Annotated in this window: 18 protein-coding genes; 14 read left to right on the top strand and 4 right to left on the bottom strand. The window is 61.5% G+C overall.

What is annotated here, in order from left to right; translation table 11 throughout:
- Positions 1-26: 26 nt before the first annotated feature.
- Positions 27-3,302 (bottom strand): miniconductance mechanosensitive channel MscM, encoded by a 3,276-nt coding sequence (gene mscM / locus AB5Y89_RS12990; RefSeq protein WP_045525588.1) that lies wholly within the window; start codon positions 3,300-3,302, stop codon positions 27-29.
- A gap of 153 nt (positions 3,303-3,455) precedes the next feature.
- Here mscM and AB5Y89_RS12985 point away from each other — a divergent pair, with 153 nt between their 5' ends.
- Positions 3,456-4,790: an MATE family efflux transporter gene (locus tag AB5Y89_RS12985; RefSeq protein WP_042880248.1), complete on the top strand. Its 1,335-nt coding sequence runs from the start codon at positions 3,456-3,458 to the stop codon at positions 4,788-4,790.
- A gap of 87 nt (positions 4,791-4,877) precedes the next feature.
- Here AB5Y89_RS12985 and AB5Y89_RS12980 read toward each other — a convergent pair whose 3' ends face one another.
- Positions 4,878-5,705 (bottom strand): M23 family metallopeptidase, encoded by an 828-nt coding sequence (locus tag AB5Y89_RS12980; protein WP_039039573.1) that lies wholly within the window; start codon positions 5,703-5,705, stop codon positions 4,878-4,880.
- A 481-nt stretch (positions 5,706-6,186) separates the two neighbouring features.
- On the opposite strand from AB5Y89_RS12980, the gene AB5Y89_RS12975 reads away from it, so the two are divergent.
- Positions 6,187-6,969, top strand: a complete 783-nt coding sequence (locus tag AB5Y89_RS12975; protein ID WP_045525644.1) for a BPSS1780 family membrane protein — start codon at positions 6,187-6,189, stop codon at positions 6,967-6,969.
- Between the two features lie 61 nt (positions 6,970-7,030).
- On the opposite strand, the gene AB5Y89_RS12970 is transcribed toward AB5Y89_RS12975, so the two are convergent.
- Positions 7,031-7,945 (bottom strand): LysR family transcriptional regulator, encoded by a 915-nt coding sequence (locus AB5Y89_RS12970; RefSeq protein WP_029314115.1) that lies wholly within the window; start codon positions 7,943-7,945, stop codon positions 7,031-7,033.
- Between the two features lie 120 nt (positions 7,946-8,065).
- Here AB5Y89_RS12970 and AB5Y89_RS12965 point away from each other — a divergent pair, with 120 nt between their 5' ends.
- The 3 genes from AB5Y89_RS12965 (at position 8,066) to oxyR (ending at position 10,668) form a co-directional block, all read left to right on the top strand.
- A complete protein-coding gene (locus AB5Y89_RS12965; protein ID WP_368223943.1) occupies positions 8,066-8,923 on the top strand; it encodes a Vmh family MBL fold metallo-hydrolase in 858 nt (285 codons plus the stop codon).
- A gap of 74 nt (positions 8,924-8,997) precedes the next feature.
- Positions 8,998-9,642 carry a DsbA family protein gene (locus AB5Y89_RS12960; RefSeq protein ID WP_043155970.1) on the top strand — a complete coding sequence of 215 codons (645 nt, stop codon included), beginning with the start codon at positions 8,998-9,000 and terminating at the stop codon, positions 9,640-9,642.
- A 129-nt stretch (positions 9,643-9,771) separates the two neighbouring features.
- On the top strand, positions 9,772-10,668 hold the full coding sequence (gene oxyR / locus AB5Y89_RS12955) for a DNA-binding transcriptional regulator OxyR (protein WP_010673817.1): 897 nt from the start codon (positions 9,772-9,774) through the stop codon (positions 10,666-10,668).
- 70 nt (positions 10,669-10,738) lie between these two features.
- On the opposite strand, the gene AB5Y89_RS12950 is transcribed toward oxyR, so the two are convergent.
- On the bottom strand, positions 10,739-13,228 hold the full coding sequence (locus AB5Y89_RS12950; RefSeq protein WP_010673818.1) for a penicillin-binding protein 1A: 2,490 nt from the start codon (positions 13,226-13,228) through the stop codon (positions 10,739-10,741).
- Between the two features lie 298 nt (positions 13,229-13,526).
- Between AB5Y89_RS12950 and tapM the strand changes: the two genes are divergently transcribed.
- The 9 genes from tapM to AB5Y89_RS12905 all read left to right on the top strand — a co-directional run bounded on the left by tapM (position 13,527) and on the right by AB5Y89_RS12905 (position 22,809).
- Positions 13,527-14,588, top strand: coding sequence for a PilM family type IVa pilus assembly protein TapM (gene tapM, locus AB5Y89_RS12945; protein ID WP_041212565.1), 1,062 nt, complete (start codon positions 13,527-13,529; stop codon positions 14,586-14,588).
- The gene (gene tapN / locus AB5Y89_RS12940) at positions 14,576-15,145 is read left to right on the top strand and encodes a PilN family type IV pilus biogenesis protein TapN (RefSeq protein ID WP_316286431.1); all 570 of its coding nucleotides are present in this window, start codon (positions 14,576-14,578) and stop codon (positions 15,143-15,145) included. Before tapM ends, tapN begins: the two co-directional genes overlap by 13 nt.
- Complete coding sequence (gene tapO / locus AB5Y89_RS12935) at positions 15,142-15,738, top strand: PilO family type IV pilus biogenesis protein TapO (protein WP_041212566.1); 597 nt, start codon at positions 15,142-15,144, stop codon at positions 15,736-15,738. Before tapN ends, tapO begins: the two co-directional genes overlap by 4 nt.
- A gap of 2 nt (positions 15,739-15,740) precedes the next feature.
- Positions 15,741-16,268, top strand: coding sequence for a pilus assembly protein PilP (locus tag AB5Y89_RS12930; protein ID WP_029314119.1), 528 nt, complete (start codon positions 15,741-15,743; stop codon positions 16,266-16,268).
- Between the two features lie 16 nt (positions 16,269-16,284).
- The gene (locus AB5Y89_RS12925; protein ID WP_368223942.1) at positions 16,285-18,510 is read left to right on the top strand and encodes a type IV pilus secretin PilQ; all 2,226 of its coding nucleotides are present in this window, start codon (positions 16,285-16,287) and stop codon (positions 18,508-18,510) included.
- 191 nt (positions 18,511-18,701) lie between these two features.
- Positions 18,702-19,220: a shikimate kinase AroK gene (gene aroK, locus AB5Y89_RS12920; protein ID WP_010673824.1), complete on the top strand. Its 519-nt coding sequence runs from the start codon at positions 18,702-18,704 to the stop codon at positions 19,218-19,220.
- A 17-nt stretch (positions 19,221-19,237) separates the two neighbouring features.
- A complete protein-coding gene (gene aroB, locus AB5Y89_RS12915) occupies positions 19,238-20,320 on the top strand; it encodes a 3-dehydroquinate synthase (RefSeq protein WP_039039582.1) in 1,083 nt (360 codons plus the stop codon).
- Positions 20,310-21,866, top strand: a complete 1,557-nt coding sequence (locus AB5Y89_RS12910) for an SPOR domain-containing protein (protein ID WP_263308414.1) — start codon at positions 20,310-20,312, stop codon at positions 21,864-21,866. The genes aroB and AB5Y89_RS12910 overlap by 11 nt, the downstream gene beginning before the upstream one ends.
- Before the next feature lie 70 nt (positions 21,867-21,936).
- Entirely contained in the window at positions 21,937-22,809 is an 873-nt protein-coding gene (locus AB5Y89_RS12905) for a Dam family site-specific DNA-(adenine-N6)-methyltransferase (RefSeq protein WP_049636544.1), read from the top strand.

The raw sequence follows: 22,809 nt of genomic DNA, 5'->3' as shown, positions 1-22,809 counted from the left end.
GGCTCCTGTTGTCGTCTTTGGGGGCTTCATCCCCGGCTCATCCGGATGTCGATCTGCTGATGTGGCAGATGCATGCCGACCTGGCCGAGTTTCTCCAGGATCAGGGAATGTACCTCGTGTGTAATGGGCATCCGGTGATCCATGTTGTTGACGTAGAGCCGGATCTCGTAGATGAGGGCCGAGTCGGTGAACTCGATGAGGAACACCTCCGGGGCGGGCGTATCCAGCACCAGGGTGGACTCGCGCACGCTCTGCTCCAGCAGTTGCTGTACCTGCTTGGGATTCTGGGTCAGGCCGATGCGAATGCGCAAGCGGACCCGGGTGATGGCATCGGACAGGGACCAGTTGATGAACTGCTCGGTGATGAAGGCCTTGTTGGGGACGATGATCTCCTTCCTGTCCCAGTCCACTATGGTGGTGGCGCGGGTCTTGATCTTGGTGACGGTGCCGGTGAGATCCCGGATGGTGACGGTGTCACCCAGGCGGATCGGTTTTTCGAACAGGATGATGAGGCCGGAGACGAAGTTGGCGAAGATCTCCTGCAACCCGAAGCCCAGCCCCACGGAGAGTGCTGCCACCAGCCACTGGGTTTTGGACCAGTCGATGCCGAGCATGGAGAAGCCGGTGAGGGCGCCAATCAGCAGTACCAGGTACTTGCTCACCGTGGTGAGGGCGAAGCCGGTGCCTGGGGAGAGGCTCAGGTGCTGGAGCAGGGTGAGCTCCATCAACCCTGGCAGGTTGCGGGCGGTGACCACCGTCAGGATGAAGGCGAAGACGGTCAGCATCAGATCCTGCAGGGTGATGGCGGAGAGCTGCTCGATGCCGGCCACCTTGCTGCTCACCTGCCACACCTCGATGCTGCTGAGGAAGCTGAATGCCGAGTTGAGATCCGACCATTGCACCACCACCAGCATGGTGAAGCCCAGCATCAGCAGAGTGCGCACCAGGCCGAGGGACTGGGCGCTGATGGTATCCAGATCCAGCTCGGGCTCCTCCACCACATCGGGGATCTCGGAGCTGAGATCGTCCTCTTCCCGCTCCCGCTGCGCCAGGATCTCGGCCCGCTTCTGCTTGGCGCGATCGAAGGCGAGTCGGCGGCGTTGGATCAGCATCCAGCGGTGGGCCAGATAGTAGACGAGCAGGCAGCCGAGCCCCGCCAGCAGGCTCAGCTCCAGCTGGCGCAGCAGGGTGCGGGAGGTGTAGAAGTAGCCGAACAGGGCGCCCAGCACCGCCAGCAGCGGGGCCAGCATCAGGCTGTTCCAGATGAAGTGGTGCAGCAGATGGGGCTTGGTCATGTCTGCCTGACCCCAGGTGAGGGGCAGTTTTTCCCGGTTGAGGCGGGCAAAGAAGAGCAGCAGCCAGAGGGCCCCGATGATGAAGGCGAGGCGTCCCAGGGAGTCGTAGAAGGCGTGTTCCTGATAGCTGCTCGCCATGCCCTGTACGAAGAAGCTCGGGATCAGCACCAGCAGCAGGGTACGAAACTGTCCCCACACTCGCTGCACCCGCTCCTTTTGCCAGCGGAAGTGGAGGATGAGGATCCCCTTCTCCAGAGTGAGGTGGCGCGCCACCAGTAGGGCCAGCAGCAGGAACCAGATTTCACCCAGGCCCCGGGCCACCGCCACCGCGAAGGGATATTGCCAGGCGCCGTCCAGCAGGCCGTGCACCATGAGCACCATGGCGGGCAGCGGCAGGGCGGCGAGCACGGAGCGCACCAGCAACCGGCTGGTGAGGCTGAACTTGTCCTGGGTTACCTTGCCGATGCGCGGGGCAATGTACTGGCTGTATTGAATGAGGTGGCGGGCCAGTTTCAGCCAGCACCAGGCCAGCCCCAGCAGCCCGAGGCCAGCCAGGGTCAGGCTCAGTGGGTTGTTCTCGGCGATGGCCCTGGGCAGTTGCAGCCAGTTGGCCGGGTTGAAGGCAAGGCCGAGGGCGGCCGGGACGCCGAGCAGCACCGCCGGGCTCAGGGGGCGCACGTCCGGCATCCAGAACAGATGGCTGGCACTGAGTTCGCGGATCTCGTCGATCTTGCTGTTCTGGCGGCTGTAGAGCAGCTTGAGGCGGGTCTGCTCCTGAATGAGGGTGTCGGAGGCATCGTTGAGCCGGGTCAGCAGTTGCCGCCTCGCCTTGAGCAGGTTGTCCAGCACGGCGCGCTGGGCCCTGTCCAGGGTGATGCCGTCTCCACTGAGCAGGCTGTTGCGCAGTTGCACCGGATCCTTCAGGGCATCCTGCTCGGTCTCGTACTGGTATTTGGCCATACGCGCTTTGACGATGGCGGACTCCAGCCGCTCCAGCGGGAAGTAGGCGGGCAGATCGGCCAGCTTGCTGCGCAGGTTCTCGCCGTAGGCGTTGCTTATCTGCAACCACTCCAGCTGTTCGCGCACCGAATTGACCAGCTCGTTGAGCCCGGAGAGGGAGGTGTCCACCCCCCGTTGCTCGTCCTGCACCCGTTCAATCTGGTCCTCGAGGGCCCCCAGTTGCAGGGAGAGGGCCTGGTTTTGCTGCTGTTGCTCCTGCAAGAGGGGGAGGTCAGAGGTGAGCTGGCGGCGCAGGCGTTCGCTCTCGGCCAGGGCCTGCTCGGTCTTGTCCCGGCGCAGCTGGTTCTGCTGGGCAAGCAGACTGGTCTGCCACTCATCCTCGTCGGTGATGGCGAGGTTGAGCTCCTGCAGCTTGAGCTTGCCCAGATCGTTGCGCTGCTGCGCGGAGAGCTGCTCCAGCTCCAGCATCTGGATCCGGTCGGAGAGGCTCTGTTCCTTGAGTCGGGTGGCCAGTTGCTGGGCCTCCTGCAATCTGTCCGACTCGTTGCTGAAGCTCAGGCGATCGAGCAGGGAGCGGGTCTGGAGCAACTGCTTGCGCAACTCGTCGACCCGCAGGTGATATTCCTGGCCCGTGCTCTCAAGCTGGTTGAGGCTGTCGGTCACCGCCTGACGCTCCTTGCGCAGGTTGAGCTGGCGGTTGCTGCTCAGGCTGATGGCCTGGCGCAGGGCATCCTCCTTGAGGGAGGAGAGGGACGGGCGGGACTGGGGCTGATAGTTGTGCAGCCCCTCCTTGAGACGGGCGGACTCCTTGGGGTAGTCGATGAGGATCTGCTGGTAGGCCTTGCCCTGTTCCCGGTAGCGCTGGGCATCCCGGGCATATTGCAGCGCCTGCTGGTAGCTCTCCCGCAGTTGCTGGTTTTCCGGGGTATCAGTCTTGGGGATGCTTTGCAGCAGCTCCTCTACCTGAGTGATGGCATCATCAGCCTGGACAGCGGAGAAGGGGAACAGGCTGAGACAGAGCATCAGACAGAGCAGGCGTTGCAACATGGCGCACGTTTCCGTTCAGGAGAAGTCGCCCTAGCCTAAAGCAGGGGCCGGGGCGGGTAAAGCCCTCAAGATGAATGATCCACGGCACAAATAACGGGTGATCCGGGTCTTGTTTGGCTATTATTCTGGCCGTTCCCCTTCATTGAGCAATTTATGTCCTCCGTCGATCTGGGCACGGCCCCCCTTTCCCGCCTCTTCTTGCGTTACGTCACCCCCACGGTGGCCGCCATGCTGGTCACCGGCATCTATGTCACCATAGACGGCATCTTCGTCGGCCATATCCTGGGCCAGGACGGGCTGGCCGGCATGATGCTGGCGTACCCCATCTGCGCCGTGCTCTACGCGGTGGGTGCCCTGATCGGCATGGGATCCTCGTCGCTGGCCTCCTTCTATCTGGGCAAGGGGGAGCAGGCCAGGGCGCGCCACATCGTCGGCAATGCCCTGGTGATGGTGCTCATCGCCTCCGCGCTGCTCGCCTTCATTGGCATTCGTTACGGCGAGGCCATGCTTGTCTGGATGGGGGCGCAGGGGGTCATCTTCGACGCAGGCTTCGCCTATCTGCAGTGGTACGCCTGGCTCGGGGTGTTCGCGGTGCTCTCCATGGCCTTTACCGCCCTGCTGCGCAACGACGGGCGACCCGGCCTCACCACCTGGATCCTGGTGGGGGGCGGCGTGCTCAACGTGCTGCTCGACTACCTGCTGATGGCGGTGATCCCCTGGGGGCTGGCGGGGGCCGCCATCGCGACCATGCTCTCCCAGGCGGTCACCGGGGGCCTGTGCCTGTGGCACTTCTTCACCCCCCGCAGCCAGTTGCGCATTCGCTGGGATACCCTGGTGCCCGACTGGCGGCTGATGGGGGAGACATTGCGACTCGGGGTGTCGAGTTTTCTGATGTACCTCTACCTCTCGGTGGTGCTGGCGCTGCACAACAAGGCGCTGCTCTCGGTGGGCACTTCGCTGCACGTGGCCGCCTATGGGGTCATCAGCTACAGCGAGGCCTTCTTCTATCTCATCTTCGAGGGGATCGCCATGGGCATCCAACCCATCGCCAGCTTCAATGCCGGGGCGGGCAACTGGGCACGGGTGCTGCGGGTGCGTAACCTGGCATTGGGAGTGACCATGGCGGTGGCACTGTGCGGGATGATCCCGCTGTATCTGTGGCCGGAGGCAGTGGTTTATCTGTTTGCGGGGGACAATGCTGCCCTGTTGCCGGTGGCCAGCCTCGGTATCTGGCTCTACTTCTGGGGACTGCCCATGGAAGGCTTGCTGCTGGTGGGGGCCACCTACTTCCAGGCCATCAACCGGGCCCGCATCGCTTCCCTGCTCACCGGCGGCAAGCTGGTGCTGATCGGCGGTTTCCTGTGGGGCTTCTCCTCCCTGTGGGGAGTGGCCGGTGTCTGGCTGGCGCTGCCCACTTGCAGCACTCTGCTGGTCCTGGTGATGTGGCGGGCGATGAACAGGGAGGGGCGCCAGCACAGCGCTGCCTGAGATGTGGTTATGCGTCCATGAAAAAGGCAGCCTCGGCTGCCTTTTTCATTTTGAGTGCCCCTGCCTGTGGGCGGCAGGTCGCCGGCCTCAGGGCTTGAAGGCGCCGATAAAGATGGCGGGGTCGACGCGGGCGTCGTTGAGGCTGACGTTCCAGTGCATGTGGGGACCGGTGGCGCGGCCGGTGGCGCCGACCCGGCCGACGATGCCGCCGCGGGGCAGGCTCTGGCCCAGCTTCACGTCCACCTTCGACATGTGACAGAACATGCTGATGAGGCCCTGGCCGTGGTCGACGAACACCGTATTGCCGTTGAAGAAGTAGTTGCCGATGAGGATGACCTTGCCAGCGGCTGGTGCCTTGATGGGAGTGCCGGCTCCGACCGCAAAGTCGAGGCCGGAGTGGGGGTTGCGCTCCTCGCCGTTGAAGAAGCGGCGCAGCCCGAAGGGGCTGGAGAGCGGGCCCTGGACCGGCTTGTCAAACAGCAGGTTGCTCGGCTGAGCCGGGCTGAAGGTCTGGTAGGCGCGGGTCTGTTCGGCAAGCTCCCGGTTGATGCGGGTCATGTCTTCGGCCAGCGGATTGACCTGGCGGCTGTTCTTGAGCTTGATGTGCTGCTCACGGTAGTGCTTGGTGCCGACCGTGAAACTCAAGGTGCGGCCATCGCTGGTGGTCACCTGATGGGGGCCGGGCGCGCTCTTGAGCGGGATGCCGACGATGGCGATCCACGTCTTCCCGTCTTCCTGTACCACCAGCACAGGCTTGTCCTGATAGCGCACTGCGGGCGCCTTGGCCCCGCTTCCCAGTGGTACCACGGCCACGCCCCCCGGCACCGGGTGGTTGAGCAGGCGGCTGATAAACCCCGGTTCGGCGTGAAGCGCAGGGCTGCCGAGCAGCAGGAGAAGAAAGAAGAGGCGGCGCATGATGGCTCCATCGGATCAGGGGGAAAGCAAGAGGGGGGAGATGATGCCACATTCTGGCGGTGCTGTCCGTCAACCGTGGGCGATAAACTCGTCGGCTGCGGCCCAGAAAGACGCAACGGACACGCCATTGCAGCGAGGTGAATGCTCTGGTTGCGGGTGCCAGCCTTCCCTTCGACCTTGCCAGCCTGAGCAGGGGGCCGCTGCGCTACCGCATCTTGGGGGCGCTCGCGAGCGACAACCGTTTCACCACCAGCCAGGCCGGGTCGCGGTGGGCATGGCCGGACAGGGGCCCTGACCCCTATTCCATTCGATACCGCCATCGCGGTACCCTACTCGGCGGCGACCCAGGTCACCGACTACAAGATGAGGCTCTCCCCGACCCGGCGGCCTGGCCAGGTAGTACGCACCTGCCCCATCATGGTCACGGTGAGCGTGCCCTGGGGAGACGCCGCTTCGCCCCTATTTTTCGACGAGGTCAATGATGAACAGTGACAGGGCCCTGCGCCACGAACCCAAACGCCATGGCATAGGACAGGGCTGGATCTGGATCCGCACCGGATTCGACATCTTCAACAAGGGGATGGGTGCCAGCGTGGCCATGATAGTGCTCTGGTTTGTGGTGGGCATCGTGCTGGATCAGCTGCCGGCGGGGGGCTTGATCTCCCAGTTGCTCTACATGGTGTGGGGGGCTGGCTGGGTGGCGGTGGCGCGGCGGGGTCACCATGGGGAGGCGCTGCAATTTGGCGACTTCTTTGCCGGTTTCCGCCATCGGTTGACCCCCTTGATGCTGGGGGGCCTGATGGTGCTCGGCCTCATCATGGGGATCCTGATGATCTGCGTATTCCTGCTGCACCAGTGGGGACTCACCGGCCTGTTGTCCGCGGATCCGGGCTCCCTGGCGCTGACCCCGGAGCAGGCACAGGGCTTCCTCGTCTGCGCCCTGGTGGGATTGGCACTGTTCGTTCCCGTGCTGATGGCCATCACCTTCGCCCCCGCCCTTATCCTCTTCCATCAGGTCGGGGTCTGGCAGGCAGCCAGGCTCAGCTTCAAGGGATGTCTGCGCAACATGTGGCCCTTCCTCTGGTGGGGGCTGCTCGGGGCCGTGCTGATCTTCTTTGGCGCACTCCTGATGCTGGTGGGCCTGCTGGTGGTGCTGCCTGCCATCAACTACTCCATCTATGCCGCCTATCACGACATCTATCTGGAGGATCAGGAGGCCGAGGAGGGAGAGACCCCGGTCAAGGCATTCGGTTTCGAAGCCTGACCGGGCACAGGATGGAGCAAAGAGGGGCCGCGAGGCCCCTTTTTTGTGCGGCTCGCAGGGATCAGAGAGAGGGAGGGGCTTCCTGCCACAGGGGATCGTCCGCCATCCGCTCCACGAGAAAGTCGAGGAAGCTGCGCAGCAGGGGGGACATCTGTTTGCGGGTGCCATAAACGGCATAGACGCCGAGGCGCTTGGGCTGCCACGGGGTGAGCAGGGGGACCAGAGCGCCGCTTGCCAGATGGGGGTGAACCGAGTAGGCGGGTTGCAGGCTGATCCCCGCCCCGTCCAGGGTGGCGGCCAGCAGCAGGTTGGAGATGTTGGCGCTGAGGTTGCCGCTCACCGGGACGGATTCGGGACCATCGGGCCCCAGAAACTCCCACAGGCTCTTGCCGAAATAGGTGTAGGTGAGGCAGTTGTGCAGTGCCAGATCCTGCACCTGCTGCGGCGGAGCATGGCGGGCCAGGTAGGCGGGACTGGCGCACACCACCGAGTGGCAGGTGCCGAGCCTGCGGGCCACCAGGTTGGGATCGAGGTCGTTGGTGATGCGCAGGGCGAGATCGATTCGCTCCTCCACCAGATTGACCGTCCGGTCCAGCAGCAAGATGTCGATCGCCGTGCCGGGGTAACGGGCCAGGTAGTCGTTCGCCGCCCCGACCAGCAGGGCTTCGGAGAGAGAGTAGCTGCAGGTGATGCGCAGTTGCCCCTTGGGGGCCTCGTCATGGCGGATGGCCAGGTGTTCCATCTCTTCCCCCAGGGCCAGCATGGCTCTGGCCCGGTTCAGCGCCTCTTCTCCTGGCCCGGTCAGGCTCAGCCGGCGGGTGGTGCGGTGCAGCAATCTGGCCCCCATCCAGCGTTCCAGTTCGGCCAGGTAGCGCGACACCATGGCACGGGACATCTCCAGTTTCTCCCCGGCGCCGCTCAGGCTGCCCTGTTCCACTACGCAGACAAAGACCCGCAATGCGGTCAGCCTATCCATCTTGTGCCCCTATATGCTCGATTTGTGCAACAGTGATGCGCCCATTATGCGGTATTTGTATCGATGGTGATGCAATAAACTGCGCTCATTCCATTAATCCACACCGATGAGCGTTATCTGATGAACAACACACTGCGTACCCTGACCCTGACCAGCCTCCTGATGACGGGTTCCGCCCTGGCGGCCCCCCTGACCGTGACCGTCTACAACCCCGGCGAGAAGGCCATCTTCCCCGTCTCCTCCTCACTGGTAACCGGTGACAAAGAGGCCATCCTGATCGATGCCCAGTTCGATGTGCAACATGGTCAGGCGCTGGTGGACATGATCAAGAAGAGCGGCAAGAAGCTGACCACTGTCTATATCAGTGCCGGTGACCCCGACTTCTACTTCGGTCTGGAACCCGTCATGGCTGCGTTCCCGGATGTCAAGGTGCTGGCCGACCAGCATGTGGTCGACCATATCAAGCAGACCAAGGATGCCAAGCTGAGCTACTGGGGCCCGATCCTGGGCAAGGATGCGCCCAAGAGCCTGAGCGTGCCGCAAGTGATGACGGCCAGCCACCTGACCCTGGATGGCGAGAAGATTGAAATCAAAGAGATGAACACCCCGAATGCCTACCTCTGGGCCCCTTCCATCAAGACGGCCTTTGGCGGTGTGCCGGTCTACAGCGGCGTGCACGTCTGGATGGCGGACAGCCAGTCCAAGGCCGCTCGCAGCCACTGGGTCAAGGCGCTGAACAATCTGCTGGCGCTGAAACCCGAGCGCGTGGTGCCGGGTCACTTCCTGGGGACTGCGCCCAAGGGTACCGAAGCCGTGACCTTCACCCGTGACTACGTGCAGCGCTTTGAGCAAGAGCTGGCCAAGACCAAGCACTCCGGCCAGCTGATTGAAGCGCTGAAGAAGGCTTACCCCTCCCTGCCGGTCGACGATGGCCTGGCCATCGGTGCCAAGGTCAATACCGGCGAGATGAAGTGGTAACTCCCTGACGCCTACATCCCTGTGTTTTTTTCCGGGCCCGAGGGCCCGGTTTTTTATCCAGCATTGAATCGAGAATGATGATGAACGAAGCGCAAACAACCCTCCATTATGTCTATGACCCCCTCTGTGGTTGGTGCTATGGCGCCGCCCCCCTGCTGAAAGCCGCTGCCGAGATCCCGGGCCTTCGTATCGAACTGCATGGGGGGGGCCTCTGGATGGGCGCCAGGCGCCAGGCCATGGGACAGCCCCTGCGGGACTATGTGCGCCCCCATGACGAGCGCATCCATGCCCTCACCGGACAGCGCTTTGGTGAGCGCTACTTCAACGAGCTTCTGCTCAACGAGTCACTGCTCCTCGACTCCGAGCCGCCCATACGCGCCGTTCTGGCGGTGAGCGAGCTTGGCGGCGACGGCCTTGCCTTGTTGCACCGCATCCAGGAAACCCACTACCGGGATGGGGAATGGGTCGGTTCCCCGACACGGCTGGCGGCGCTCGCGCGGGAGCAGGGGCTGACACCGGAAGCATTCGCCCTGGCCTTTGGTCGGGTCGATCTTGTGGGCCATCTGGCCACAAGCCAGGCGTGGCTGCGCCGGCTCGGCGGGCAGGGGTTCCCGACCCTGGGATTGATGCAAGGGGAGCGCGTCGTTGCGCTGCCTGTCTCCTCCTATCTGGGAGAGCCAGCGGCGTTCGCGGATCACATCACCTCCCTGATGGGGTGAGTCTCTCGCCCATCGCCTGCGGCTTGTCAAAGGAGAGGGAGAGGGCAGACCCGTCTGCGCGCCTCCCTTGTCCCCCGCACCGTTCTTGTGCATGCTATCGGCCTCATTGAACGGCAGGATGCAGTACCTATGAACCTTCGCGATCTCGAATATCTGGTAGCGCTGGAAGAGGAGAAACACTTTCGTAAGGCAGCGGAGCGCTGCTTTGTCAGCCAGCCGACCCTGAGTGGCCAGCTGCGCAAGCTGGAAGATGAACTGGGAGTGATCCTCATCGAGCGCACCTCCCGCAAGGTGCTGTTCACGCCCGCCGGCGATGCCATGGCCCGTCAGGCGCGCAAGGTGCTCAAAGAGGCGCGAGAGCTCAAGAGCATAGGCCAGCACTTCGCCGAGCCCATGTCCGGCGAGATCCACATCGGTTTCATTCCCACCGTGGGCCCCTACCTGCTGCCCCACATCATCCAGGATCTGCGTGAACACTTCCCCAAGCTGGAGTTCTACCTCTACGAAGATCAGACCCAAGTGCTGCTCAAGCGGCTGGAGGAGGGGGAGCTGGATTGCCTCGTGCTGGCGGAGCTGGAAGGGATGGAGGGGTTTGGCGCCATCCCCCTCTATCAGGAGCCCATGTGGCTGGCCGTGCCTCAGCATCACCCGGAGGCGAGCGCCAAGGCGGTGCCCCTGCACAATCTCAAGGGCAAGAAATTGCTGATGCTGGCCGACGGTCACTGCCTGCGGGATCAGGCGATGGGTTTCTGTTTTGCCGCGGGCATCGGTGAGGATCAGCGCTTCAAGGGCACCAGTCTGGAGACCTTGCGCAACATGGTCGCCGCTGGCAGCGGCATGACGCTGGTGCCCAGGCTCGCCGTGCCCGCCAACCCGGAGGAGGGGGGCGTCAGCTATCGTCCGGTAATCAACCCCGTGCCGGGGCGCACCATCTCCCTGCTCTATCGTCACTACTCGGTTCGCCGCCCCTGCTTCAATGAGCTGGCGGCCCGCATCTCGAGTCTGATGAAAGCCCTGCTGGGCTGACGCAGCCCGCTCGTCATCCCGAAACAAAAACCGGCGCCTGGGCGCCGGTTTTTGTTGTTTCCAGGGGGACCTAGAAGATGTCGTCGGTGGAGACGGGACCGTCTGTGGTCGCATCGTCACCGCCATACACCTGGTTGCCATCGGAGATCTGGCTCGCGTAGCGGGTGGGCTCTGTGCCCTCCTTGAAGAACTCCTCCGTGGTACTGCCATCGGCGCGATTGGTCAGCAGACCGGTTTCACGATCGATGCGGACCTGCATGATCCCTTCGGGGACCGGCATCTTGCGCTCGGGCACCTGTTGCAGAGCCGTCTTCATGAAGTCAATCCAGATGGGCTGGGCGGCACCACCGCCAAACTCGGCCCGGCCCAGACCGCGCTGGTGGTTGTCAAAACCGATCCAGGAGGTGGCCACCAGATTTGGGGTATAGCCGGAGAACCAGGCATCCCGGGATTCGTTGGTGGTCCCCGTCTTGCCCGAGATGTCGTGACGCTTGAGGTCACGGGCTGCCCGCCAGCCGGTACCACGCCAGCCATTGCCACCCCAGATGGCGGTGGTCAGGGTGTCGGTGATGAGGAAGGCGCTCTGGGCACTGATGGTCTGCGGTGCCATGTTGTTGGGCACGACAGGATCGATGGGGCACTGGGCCTTCCAGTCTGCCGTGGTATTGGCATAGGCATCCGCGCTGTCGAGACCGGCGGCGGCCAGCACGCCGCAGTCGCGGCAGGCGGCGGCCGGGTTGGCCTCAAACAGGGGGGTGCCGAAGCTGTCAGTTACTTCGGTGATGAAGTAGGGGGTGACCTGGAAGCCGCCATTGGCCAGCACCGAGTAGCCGCGCACCACTTCCAGCGGGGTGAACTCCGCCGCACCCAGCGCCAGGGATTCGTTGGCGGAGATGTGATCACGGGCGAAGCCGAAGCGGGTCAGGCCGTCGATATAGGTATCCAGCCCGATGGCGCGCATCAGGCGGACCGACATCACGTTCTTGGACTTGGCAAGGCCGAGGCGCAAGGTGGTCGGCCCTTCATAGATGGCGGGCGAGTTCTTGGGCTGCCACATGGGGCCCTTGGCAGGATCCCACTGGTTGATCGGTGCATCGTTGATGAGGGACGCCAGGGTATAGCCCTGCTCCAGCGCGGTGGCATAGAGGAACGGTTTGATGTTGGAGCCGACCTGACGACGGGCCTGATCGACCCGGTTGAACTTGGAGAGCTCGAAGCTGAAGCCGCCGACCAGGGCCTCGATGGCGCCGTCTTGCGGGTTCATGGCCACCAGGGCGGCGTTGACGTCGGGGATCTGGGAGAGCAGCAACTCTTCCCCTTTCTCCCTGACCCAGATCTGGGCGCCGACTTTGAGTACATCCCGCGCCGATTTCGGGGCAAAGCCCTGGCGATCGTCGGTGATGAAGGCACGCGCCCACTTGATGCCATTCCAGCCCAGTTCGGCCTGTTTGCCATTCTTGAGCACCAGGGTGGCGCTCTTGTCGCCGAGCTGGGTGACCACGGCGGCCATCAGGGGCTGATAGGTCGGCTGCTTGGCCAGATGGGCCATGATCTGCTCGTAGTCCCAGGCCGTTTCACCGGCTTTCCACAGCAAGGCGGTCGGGCCACGGTAGCCGTGGCGGGTGTCGTAGTCGAAGACACCATCCAGCAGCGCCTGATGGGCGGCGCGCTGACGCTTGGCGGTGACGGTGGTGTAGACGTGCAGTCCCATGGTGTAGGCATCTTCACCAAACTGCTCCACCATCTTCTGGCGTACCATCTCGCTCAGATAGGGGGCGTTCAGCGTAGTTTCGGCACCGTGAAAACGGGCCTTGACCGGCATCTTGGAGGCTTCGTCATACTGGGCCTGGGTGATCTTGCCGGTTTCCAGCATGCGACCCAGCACCACGTTGCGGCGGGCGAAGGCGCGCTCCGGGGAACGGATCGGGTTCAGCATGGAGGGTGCCTTGGGGAGACCCGCGATGATGGCGATCTCGTCCAGGGTCAGATCCTTGACCTCCTTGCCGAAGTAGACCTGGGCGGCCGCGCCGACCCCGAATGCCCGGTAGCCGAGGGGGATCTTGTTGAGATAGAGGGTGAGGATCTCGTCCTTGGAGAGGTTCTGCTCGATGCGCCAGGCGAGGAACACTTCCTTGATCTTGCGTACCAGGGTCTTCTCGTTGCTCAGGAAGAAGTTGCGGGCCACCTGCTGGGTAATGGTACTGGCGCCCTGACGCGCCTGGCCGGAGACGGCCCAGACGGTGGCGGCACGGATGATGCCGATGGGGTCTATGCCCGGGTGCTCATAGAAGCGGGCATCTTCGGTGGCGAGTACGGCATCGATCATGGACTGGGGAATTTCGTCCAGCCGCAGGGGGATGCGACGAATTTCGCCAAACTGGGAGATCAATTCCCCGTCCCGGCTGTAGACCTTCATGGGGGTAGCCAGTTTGACATCGCGCAGGGCGCTGACGTCCGGCAACTGGGGCTTGATGTAGAAGTAGATGCCGATGAGGCTGGCAACGCCCAGCACAGCACCCAGCATCATGACAATAAACAGGCGAACGAGCCATTTCAGCATGGAAGAACTACCAATCGTCTTAAAATTAGCCAACGGGCGCAGAGTATAGCCTTTTTACCCTCGCGGATTCGAGGTTTTCCTGTCCGCAAACAGGCGACCCCGAGAAGAGGCGGGAGGGTAGCACTCCAGGGCACAATTACCAAGGGGGCGGCAATCAAGGCCGAAAGGAGAGGGGCGTCAACTTTTGACACAAACTTTATGACATTGATAGATAGAGCATTATATTGAGTTAAGCCGTCACATCATGACGCGCTGTCCTACAATAAGTCCGAAAACCCAATAACGCATGGATGTGTATATGTTTGGGCTATTAAGTAAGGGATCCCTCGTCTCCATGGCGGGCATTGATTTTGGCAGTCAAACCATCAAGGCCGTCACCATCAGCGGACGTCCCGGCAAGGTGCACCTCGGTTCGGTTGCCGAGATCCCCATGCCAAGAGGAACGCTGGTCGACTATCAACTTCAGGACATTGAACGGGTCAGTCAGTCCCTCAAGTCGCTCAAGCGGCTCGTGCAAGGGGATTGCCAGAACGTGGCCACGGCCGTGACCGGTTCCAACGTCATCACCAAGATCATTCAGGTCGATACCAACATCAACGAGAGCGAGCTGGAGAACCAGGTTCACCTGGAGGCTGAGCAGCTCATCCCCTTTCCCCTTGATGAAGTGAGCCTAGATTTTGAAATCCTCGGCATGGCGGGCGACAACGGGCGTCAGGAGGTCCTGCTCAGTGCCGCGCGGACCGAGAGCGTCAGTGGCCGGGTCAGTGCCCTGACGGAGGCAGGCATGACGACCATGGTGGTGGATGTGGGGGCCCATGCGCTCGGACGCGCCGTGCTGGCTTGCCTGCCCGACCTGCAAACCTCGGAGAAACCGGTTGGCATCGTCGACATCGGTGCCAGCGCCCTGACTTTCGCCGCCCTGCTACGGGGCCAAGTCATCTATTCCCGGTTGCAGAATTTTGGTGGTGATCAATACAGCCAAGCATTGGCCTCTTTTTACAGCATGAGTATGGAAGAGGCGGAACTGGCCAAGCTCCAGGGCTCCTTGCCTGCGGATCATGAGGTGGATGTCCTGTTGCCTCATCTCAGCACCCTGGTGTTGCAGATACGGCGCAACGTGCAGCTGTTTTGCAGCTCTTCGGGGAACAAGGAGCTCTCCAGGCTGGTGTTGACCGGAGGGGGGAGCCTGTTGCCGGGGCTGGCCGGACAAATCGGCAGCGAGCTCAACTGCGAGGTGCTGCACCCCGATCCCTTTGCACTCTTTGGCAAGCCGCAGGGAGAGGGGGGGCTGACTCATGGGGCCAAGTACATGACGGCGCTCGGGCTGGCACTGAGGAGCTTCACACCATGTCAAATATAAACCTTCTACCCTGGCGGCAGGCTCGGGCGCAGCGTCAGAAGAAACAATTCGGCATCCTGTTCGGTCTGTTCCTGGCGGGGACGGCAGCCATCGCCTTTGCCGCAGACTGGCTGGTGCAGCAGCAGATCGGCTACCAGCAGCAGCGCAATCAGCGGTTGCAGCAGGAGATGGTAACCCTGGACACCCAGCTTGGGGAGATCAGGCTTCTCAAGGAGAGGCGCAAGGAGTTGATTGACCGCATGCAACTCATCGAGCAGTTGCAGATGCGCCGCAACATCCCTGTGCGTCTGTTCAATCAGCTGCCGGTGCTGGTCCCCAATGGGGTGTATCTTGATAGCCTTGCCTTGCAAAACAACAAGATAGATGTGAAGGGAAAGACCGAAGCCTATGGCAGGGTGGCCAGCATGATGCGCCGAATCGACGGGTCCGGCTGGCTGACACAATCCCAGCTCAGCACCATCTTCACGGCCGAGGTGGCCCCCATCGCCCTGAGCCAGTTCTCCATGATGTTCCAGATTGCCACGGCGCTACCCAACGTGGCTAAGGGGCAAAAATGAACCTGCAACAACTCAACGACCTGGATCTCAATGACATTGCCCGCTGGCCGCCGATCGCCAAGGGCATCTTTGTCTTCTTCTGCTGTGCTCTGCTTGGCGGGGCACTCTATTACTACGTGATTGCCAATTCCCTGGCGGCCCTGGGTCGTGAAGCCGCAAAAGAGACCGAGCTCAAGGGACAATTCGAGAGCAAGGCCATGCTGGCCGCGAACCTGGAAGCATACAGAAAGCAGATGGTCCAGCTGGAACATCTGGTCGACACCCAGCTCAAACAGCTGCCCAACACCCACGAAGTCGCCGGTTTGCTGGATGACATCAGCTTCATTGCCACCGACAACGGTTTGACATTGAACAGGATCAACTGGGAGCCAGAGGTGAAACACGAGTTCTCCACCGAGCTGCCCATGCGCATCGAGGTCGTGGGCACTTATCACGAACTTGGCAAGTTCACGGCGGACATGGCTGCTTTGCCGCGCATCGTGATCCTGGATTCTTTCCAGCTCAGCCAGGGGAAGGGGGGTGAGCTGATCGGTATGTCCATGCAGGCCAAGACCTACAAGTACAACGGCAAAACCGTGGAGAAAAAGCCATGAGCATGAGAGCGGGCGTACTTCTCTTGTCGGCGCTGCTGTTGACGGCCTGTGGGGGACAGGAGGACATGGATGAGTATGTCAAACAGACCAAGGCCAGAAAGCCGGTACCGATCGAATCTTTGCCGGAGATAAAGCCCTTCTCGCCCATGGTCTATCAACGCAGCGATCAGCGTAGTCCGTTCATTGCACCCCAGCCGGAAACCAGTTCCAGGCTGGATGCCAAGGCCAAGCCGGACTGTGCCCAGATAGTGGCCAATCGGGAAAAGGAGGTGCTGGAACGCTACTCGCTTGCCAGCCTGAGCATGAAAGGCTCCATCGGCAAGCAGGGGCAGTTGTGGGCATTGATCAAAACCCCGGACGGGCAAGCCGTGCGCGTCGGGCTCAACCAGCACATGGGGCTGGATCAGGGCAGGGTCATCAAGATAACGAACACGCATGTTGACTTGATGGAGACGGTACCGGATGGCAAAGGATGCTGGGTCACCCGAGAAACCCAGCTGGCCATGGCCAATCTCGACGCAAAACTATGATCAGGGATGAGCAGAGATGAGAACAACAATAAGAAGGATGACCGGTGTAGCGCTGCTGTGGCTGGGCGGATGCACTCAGGTGTGGGCAGTACCCGCGTTGCAGGAGGTCAAGGTGAATCCCCTGCTGGCCGATCAACTCCTGCTGGAGCTCAGCTTCAGCGAACCGGTCAGCGGTTTTACGGACAGGTTGACCTATGAACCCAATCAGCTTCTGCTGCACGTACCCGGGGCCATCGGTGCCCTGACGGTCAATCCCCTGCCCATCAAGCAGCAAGGGGTGAACAACCTCCTGGTGGAGGGGAAGGGGCAGGGGCTCGACATCAAGATCGCCCTCGATCAGCTCACCCCCTATCAGGTCCATCAGCAGGGCAATAAATTGCTGGTGGCGCTGGGAGACAAGGCAGGGGAGCCGGTCGCTTCCTCGGCGGCGCCTGTTGCAGCCAGCCAGTCTGCGCTCGTCAGAAGCCAGCCGGTGACTCAGTCTGCATTGATTGACACCCAGCGAGTTGCCCAGAACCAGTCCCAATATCAGGCTCTGCCGGCCATGGCTTCCACACCTACTGTGGCTCCTTCGCCCGTTGCCCCCGGCAAGCCGGTGTTGTCCGTGTCTCAGGCAAACATGGGGGGGGCCTACTTCAACTCGGTCAAGGGCGTGGATTTTCGCCGTGGCAAGGAAGGGCAGGGGGAGTTCCTCGTGACGCTGGACAACAGTTCGGCGGCGGTGGATGTCAGCAGCCGTGGTCAGAAAGTGCTGGCCAAGTTCCACGGTACCCGGGTACCTGATGATCAGCTCAACCTCATCAATGTGCAGGATTTTGCTACCCCGGTCTCCCAGGTGGAGGTGTTCCGCCAGGGCAATGACACCCTGTTCGAGCTCTCGGTGAACGGCCAGTTTGACTACCGTTACGATCAGGCCGACAAGATGTTCATCATCGAGGTGAAAAAACGGGTGGCCACCACGGCGGCGAAGCAGTACCAAGGAAAACCCATCTCATTGAACTTCCAGGATATTCCTGTTCGTACCGTGTTGCAGATCATCGCCGATTTCAACAATCTGAACCTGGTGACCACGGACTCGGTCTCCGGCAACATCACGCTGCGTCTCGATGGCGTGCCCTGGGAGCAGGCGCTGGACATCATCCTCAAGGTCAGAGGGCTGGACAAACGGCTGGACAACAACATCCTGCTGGTGGCGCCGGCGGACGAGATTGCCGCTCGCGAGAAACAGCAGATGGAGAGCCGCAACCAGGTGGCGGATCTTGCTCCCCTCTACACCGAGTATCTGCAGATCAACTATGCCAAGGCATCGGAAGTGGCGGCCCTGCTCTCCTCCGAGAGTACCAAGCTGCTCTCCCCCAGAGGGGCGGTCAGCGTGGATGAACGTACCAACGTGCTGGTGGTCAAGGACACGGCGGATGTCATCAGCAACGTCAAGCGGATGCTGGATATCCTCGATATCCCGGTCAAGCAGGTGGTGATCGAGGCGCGCATGGTGACCATTGATGATGGTTTCGATGAGGCACTGGGGGTGCGCTGGGGTGTGACCAAGACAGACGGTCATGGCAACGGCACCTCGGGCACCATAGAGGGTAATGATGGCGCCGGAAACAATGATGGCAGTTCCACCATCACTCGCCCCAACGTAGAAGACAGACTCAACGTTAACCTGCCGGTGACCAACGCGGCCGGCACGCTGGCGTTCCAGGTCGCCCGTCTTGCCAATGGTACTCTTCTGGATCTTGAGCTCTCGGCTCTGGAAAAGGAGAGCAAGGCCGAGATCATCGCCAGTCCGCGTGTCACCACGGCCAACCAGAAGCCGGCCCTGATCGAGCAGGGGACCGAGATCCCCTATGTGGAGTCCTCTTCCAGCGGGGCGACCTCGGTCACCTTCAAGAAGGCGGTGCTGAGCCTCAAGGTCACACCGCAGATCACCCCGGACAACAGGGTGATCCTGGACTTGACCGTGACTCAGGATACCAAGGGTGAAACCGTGCCGACCGGGACCGGGGATGCGGTGTCCATCAACGCCCAGTCCATCACCACCCAGGTGTTGGTCAACAACGGTGAAACTCTGGTGCTTGGCGGCATCTATCAACAGACCATCAAGAGCGATGTCAGCAAGGTGCCGCTGCTGGGGGATATCCCAGGGTTGGGCTATCTGTTCAAGAAAACCACCAGTGAAAACAAGAAGCGCGAACTGCTGATCTTCGTGACCCCGAGGATAGTGACCGACGCCCTCTGAAAACTTTACTTGTGAGAGTAAAACACATATAACCTTACGCCCCGATGAGGCTGGGGCGTAAGGGCTGCGGTTGCCAGTCCTGGTTTCTACTGAGATAATCCCCCTCCTGATCCATCGCAAGATAAGGTTCATAGGTACCCCGGTCGAGTGTTTACCGGGGCCATACAGTTTGTAATTACTAACGAAAAGACATGGCTGAGAAACGCAATATTTTCCTGATAGGTCCCATGGGTGCGGGCAAGAGCACCATAGGTAGACATCTGGCAGAACAACTGCACATGGAGTTTTTCGACTCAGATCATGAGATTGAGCGCCGCAGTGGTGCCGATATCGGCTGGGTGTTCGATGTTGAAGGCGAAGAAGGCTTCCGGATCCGCGAAGAGAAGGTGATCGGTGAGCTCGCCGAACAGCAGGGTATCGTGCTGGCAACGGGTGGCGGTGCCATCAAGAGCCGTGAAACCCGCAACAAACTCTCCGCACGCGGCATCGTGGTCTACCTCGAAACCACCATTGAAAAGCAATTGGCGCGAACCCAGAGAGACAAGCGTCGTCCCTTGCTGCAAACCGAAGAGCCGCCCCGTGAAGTGCTTGAGCGTCTTGCGCAAGAGCGCAACGCCCTGTACGAAGAGGTTGCCGATTTTGTCATCCAGACGGATGACCAGAGTGCCAAAGTTGTCGCTAATCAAATCGTCAAGTTGATTGGTATGTAATTCATTAGAGGACGTCCATGGAAAGGTTGAAGGTCGAACTGGGTGAACGCAGCTACCCGATAGAGATAGCTGCCGGTCTGCTGCAACGCCCCGAGGTACTGGCGCAGACGATCAAGGGCAAGCGGGTCATGATAGTGACCAATACCGTGGTCGCGCCCCTGTATCTTGAACAGATCATTCAGTTGCTGTCCGGTTTTCAGGTGGAACACCTGATCCTGCCCGATGGCGAGGCCTACAAAACCCTGGCGACCTTCGAGCGGATCATGTCTGCTCTGCTGGAAACCAGCCATGGTCGTGATACCACTCTGATCGCTCTGGGGGGCGGTGTGATAGGTGATGTTGTCGGCTTTGCTGCGGCAAGCTACCAACGAGGCATTCCGTTTATTCAGGTGCCTACCACGCTGCTCTCCCAGGTTGACTCTTCCGTCGGCGGCAAGACCGCCGTCAACCATCCCCTCGGCAAGAACATGGTGGGTGCCTTCTATCAGCCCAAGCATGTGATCATCGATACCGACTGCCTCAAGACCCTGCCTGCCCGGGAATTTGCCGCCGGCATGGCCGAGGTGATCAAATACGGCATCATCTGGGATGCCGCCTTCTTCTCCTGGCTTGAAACCAACATGACCCGCCTGCAGCGCCTCGACGGTGATGCACTCTCCTATGCCATTCGCCGCTGCTGCGAGATCAAGGCCGATGTGGTCGGTCAGGACGAGACCGAGCACGGCGTGCGCGCCTTGCTGAACCTGGGACATACCTTCGGCCATGCCATCGAGGCGGAGAAGGGTTATGGCAACTGGCTGCACGGTGAAGCCGTGGCGGCGGGAACCATGCTGGCGGCCGAGACGGCCCTGGCCCGTGGCGACATGACGGCGCAAGAGGTGGCGCGAGTCCGCGATCTGCTGTTGGCCGCCGATTTGCCGGTCAAGGCACCGTCCGATATGGATTTTGCCGCTTTCATTCGCCATATGCGCCGTGACAAGAAGGTGCTGGAAGGCAAACTGAGGCTGGTGCTGCCGATCGGGATCGGACAGGCCCAGGTCGTGGCCGATGTGACAGACGAGCAATTGATGGCGGTGATCGAGTCTGGTCGTGACCACTAATAAATTGCTCAAACTGCCTTCTCAGCGGCAGTTGGTTGACCGGCTGCTGCACCTGATCGAGTTCAACCACCCCTTTGTTTTTCTCTCCGGCAAGCCAGGCAGTGGCCGTGGCACACTGTGCGAGTCGCTGCTTGCCCAACTGCCCGATGCGGTGCGGGTGGCCAGCCTCATCGGCAGCCCGTCCATGAAGATGGCGGATGTGCGCCAGTTGCTGTTGCAGCAGGTGGTGGCACGTCCCCTGTTCAACGCGCAGGATGCCCTGGCGGACAGCTTCTTTCGCATGGTGGGTGACAAGCCTGCCAGACTGCTGCTCATCATCGAACGTGCCGATACCTTGCCTGCCGAGCTGGTGGGGGAGTTGTGGGCGCTCTGTCGTCACAACGATACCCTGGCATCTCCTCATAAACTGGCCATCCTGCTCTCGGGTGATGACGCCTGGTGTCGTAACCAGAAGGCGCTCCTCAAGGGACGAGCCATGCCAGCCCTCGAGCTGGAAGTCGCGCCACTGAGCGCTCCTGAGCAACGTATCTTCTTGTATGAGAAGGCCAAAGAGCTCAAGATCCCGACAGCCCTCTTGCCCAAGCCGAAAGTGGAAGAGATCCTGAATGGGGCGGGCGGACATCCGTCAGCCATCATGCAGTTACTGGAGGATACCATGACCGACAGAAGGCCCAAGAAACGTCAGGCCGAGTTGCCCGTCAAGAAGATAGCGATCGTGCTTGCCCTGGTGGCGGGCGGGTTGCTGGCCCTGAGCTATCTGCCCCTGTTCGACAGTGCAGGCCAGGACCCCGCCCAGGCACCGTCCCAGGGGACGGCGTTGCCCGATCCCGTCTCAAGCGATCCTGTGAACGTCGGTGCGGCGAGCGGGGCCTTGAGTACTCTGGCGAGCAGTGGCGCCGCTGCCATCCCGTCAGGGAATCAGGTTGCCCGCGATTGGCAGTCCGATGCCAAGCCCTTGCCCAAGAAGGTCGAGAGCGAGACGGTCACCACGGAGTCAACCAACTATGAGGGGCGCCGAGTCGTCATCTCCGACGAAGTGGTCGAGAAATTGATGAACCAGCCGAACGTCAGCGGCGCCTTGCCCACGGCCGTGGTGGATGAGCTGGTGGGGAGTGGTTCCCGTGCGGTCCCGACCGGAACGACGGCCCAGGTCAAGAATCCGGCCCCGAACAGTGTCCCGGCCCGGACAGAGGCTCAACCGGCCAGTGGTGCGCAGACAGCGCCGGTAGCGGCCCCGGCGGCCAAGGTGGCGTTGACGCCGGTGGCGACTCTCAACAAGAAGCCGAAGAATCACTACAGCATCCAGTTGATGGGGGCGAGCAACACCAAGGCGGTAGACAGCTTTGTGGCCGAGCATGGCTTGGCGGGCAAGGTGTGGGTTTACAAGACCCGCTTCCGTGGCAGTCCCTGGTATGTGGTGGTGCAGGGAGACTACGCCAGCAGTGCCCAGGCCAAGGCGGCCATTCGCAAGCTGTCGCCTGCCTTGCTCAAGGGACAACCCTGGCCCAAGTCATTCGCCCAGATACAAAAAGAATTGAAGCAATAGCCAGCCACCCGAAGAAGGGGGTAGAATCACCCCCCTTTTTTGGGCATAGCCTTGTCAACACCGGACTTCCATGAAAAAAACACGCGCGTTTTTAAAATGGGCCGGGGGAAAATACTCCCTGGTCGAAGAGATCGCCGAGCGTTTGCCGGCCGGGCGTGTGTTGCTGGAGCCCTTCGTCGGGGCGGGATCCGTGTTTCTCAACACGGATTACGACGCCTATGTGCTCAACGACATCAATCCGGATCTCATTGGCCTCTACAACCACCTCAAGCAGCAGCCGGACAGCTTCATCAGCGAGGCCCGCAAGCTGTTCGTGGCCGAGCACAACCACAAGACCGCCTATTATCGGCTCCGTACCCAGTTCAACCAGACCGCGGCCGGGTTTGAACGGGCTCAGTTGTTCCTGTTTTTGAATCGCCATGGTTTCAACGGCTTGTGCCGTTACAACAAGAAGGGGGGGTTCAACGTTCCCTTCGGTTCCTACAAGAAACCCTACTTCCCGGAGAAAGAGCTGTGGGCGTTTGCCGAGAAGGCGCAGAAGGCGACGTTCATCTGCGAAAGCTATGCCGACGCCATGGCCCGTGCAGAGGAAGACTGGGTGATCTACTGCGATCCGCCCTATGCCCCCCTCTCCACCACGGCGAGTTTCACCACCTATTCGGCAGGCGGTTTCACCCTGGACGATCAGGCGCTGCTGGCCAGGCTGGCTCGCCACACCGCCGCCCATAAAGGGGTGCCCGTGCTCATCAGCAACCATGACATCGAGTTGACCCGCGAGCTCTATCGTGGCGCCCGGCTCGACGAGATCCTGGTCAAGCGTACCATCAGCCGCAACGGCGGTGGTCGCAACAAGGTGGCCGAGCTGCTGGCACTCTATCCGCCCGGCATCGAGCCCGAACAGGGCTATTATCCCGGTGAGGCGGAGCTGGTTGCCGCCAGCTGA

It is taken from the genome of Aeromonas sp. s4 (genome assembly GCF_040907855.1).
Taxonomy (GTDB): domain Bacteria; phylum Pseudomonadota; class Gammaproteobacteria; order Enterobacterales; family Aeromonadaceae; genus Aeromonas; species Aeromonas caviae.
The sequence above is the reverse complement of the archived record's forward strand: the minus strand, read 5'-3'. Positions and strand labels throughout refer to the sequence as shown.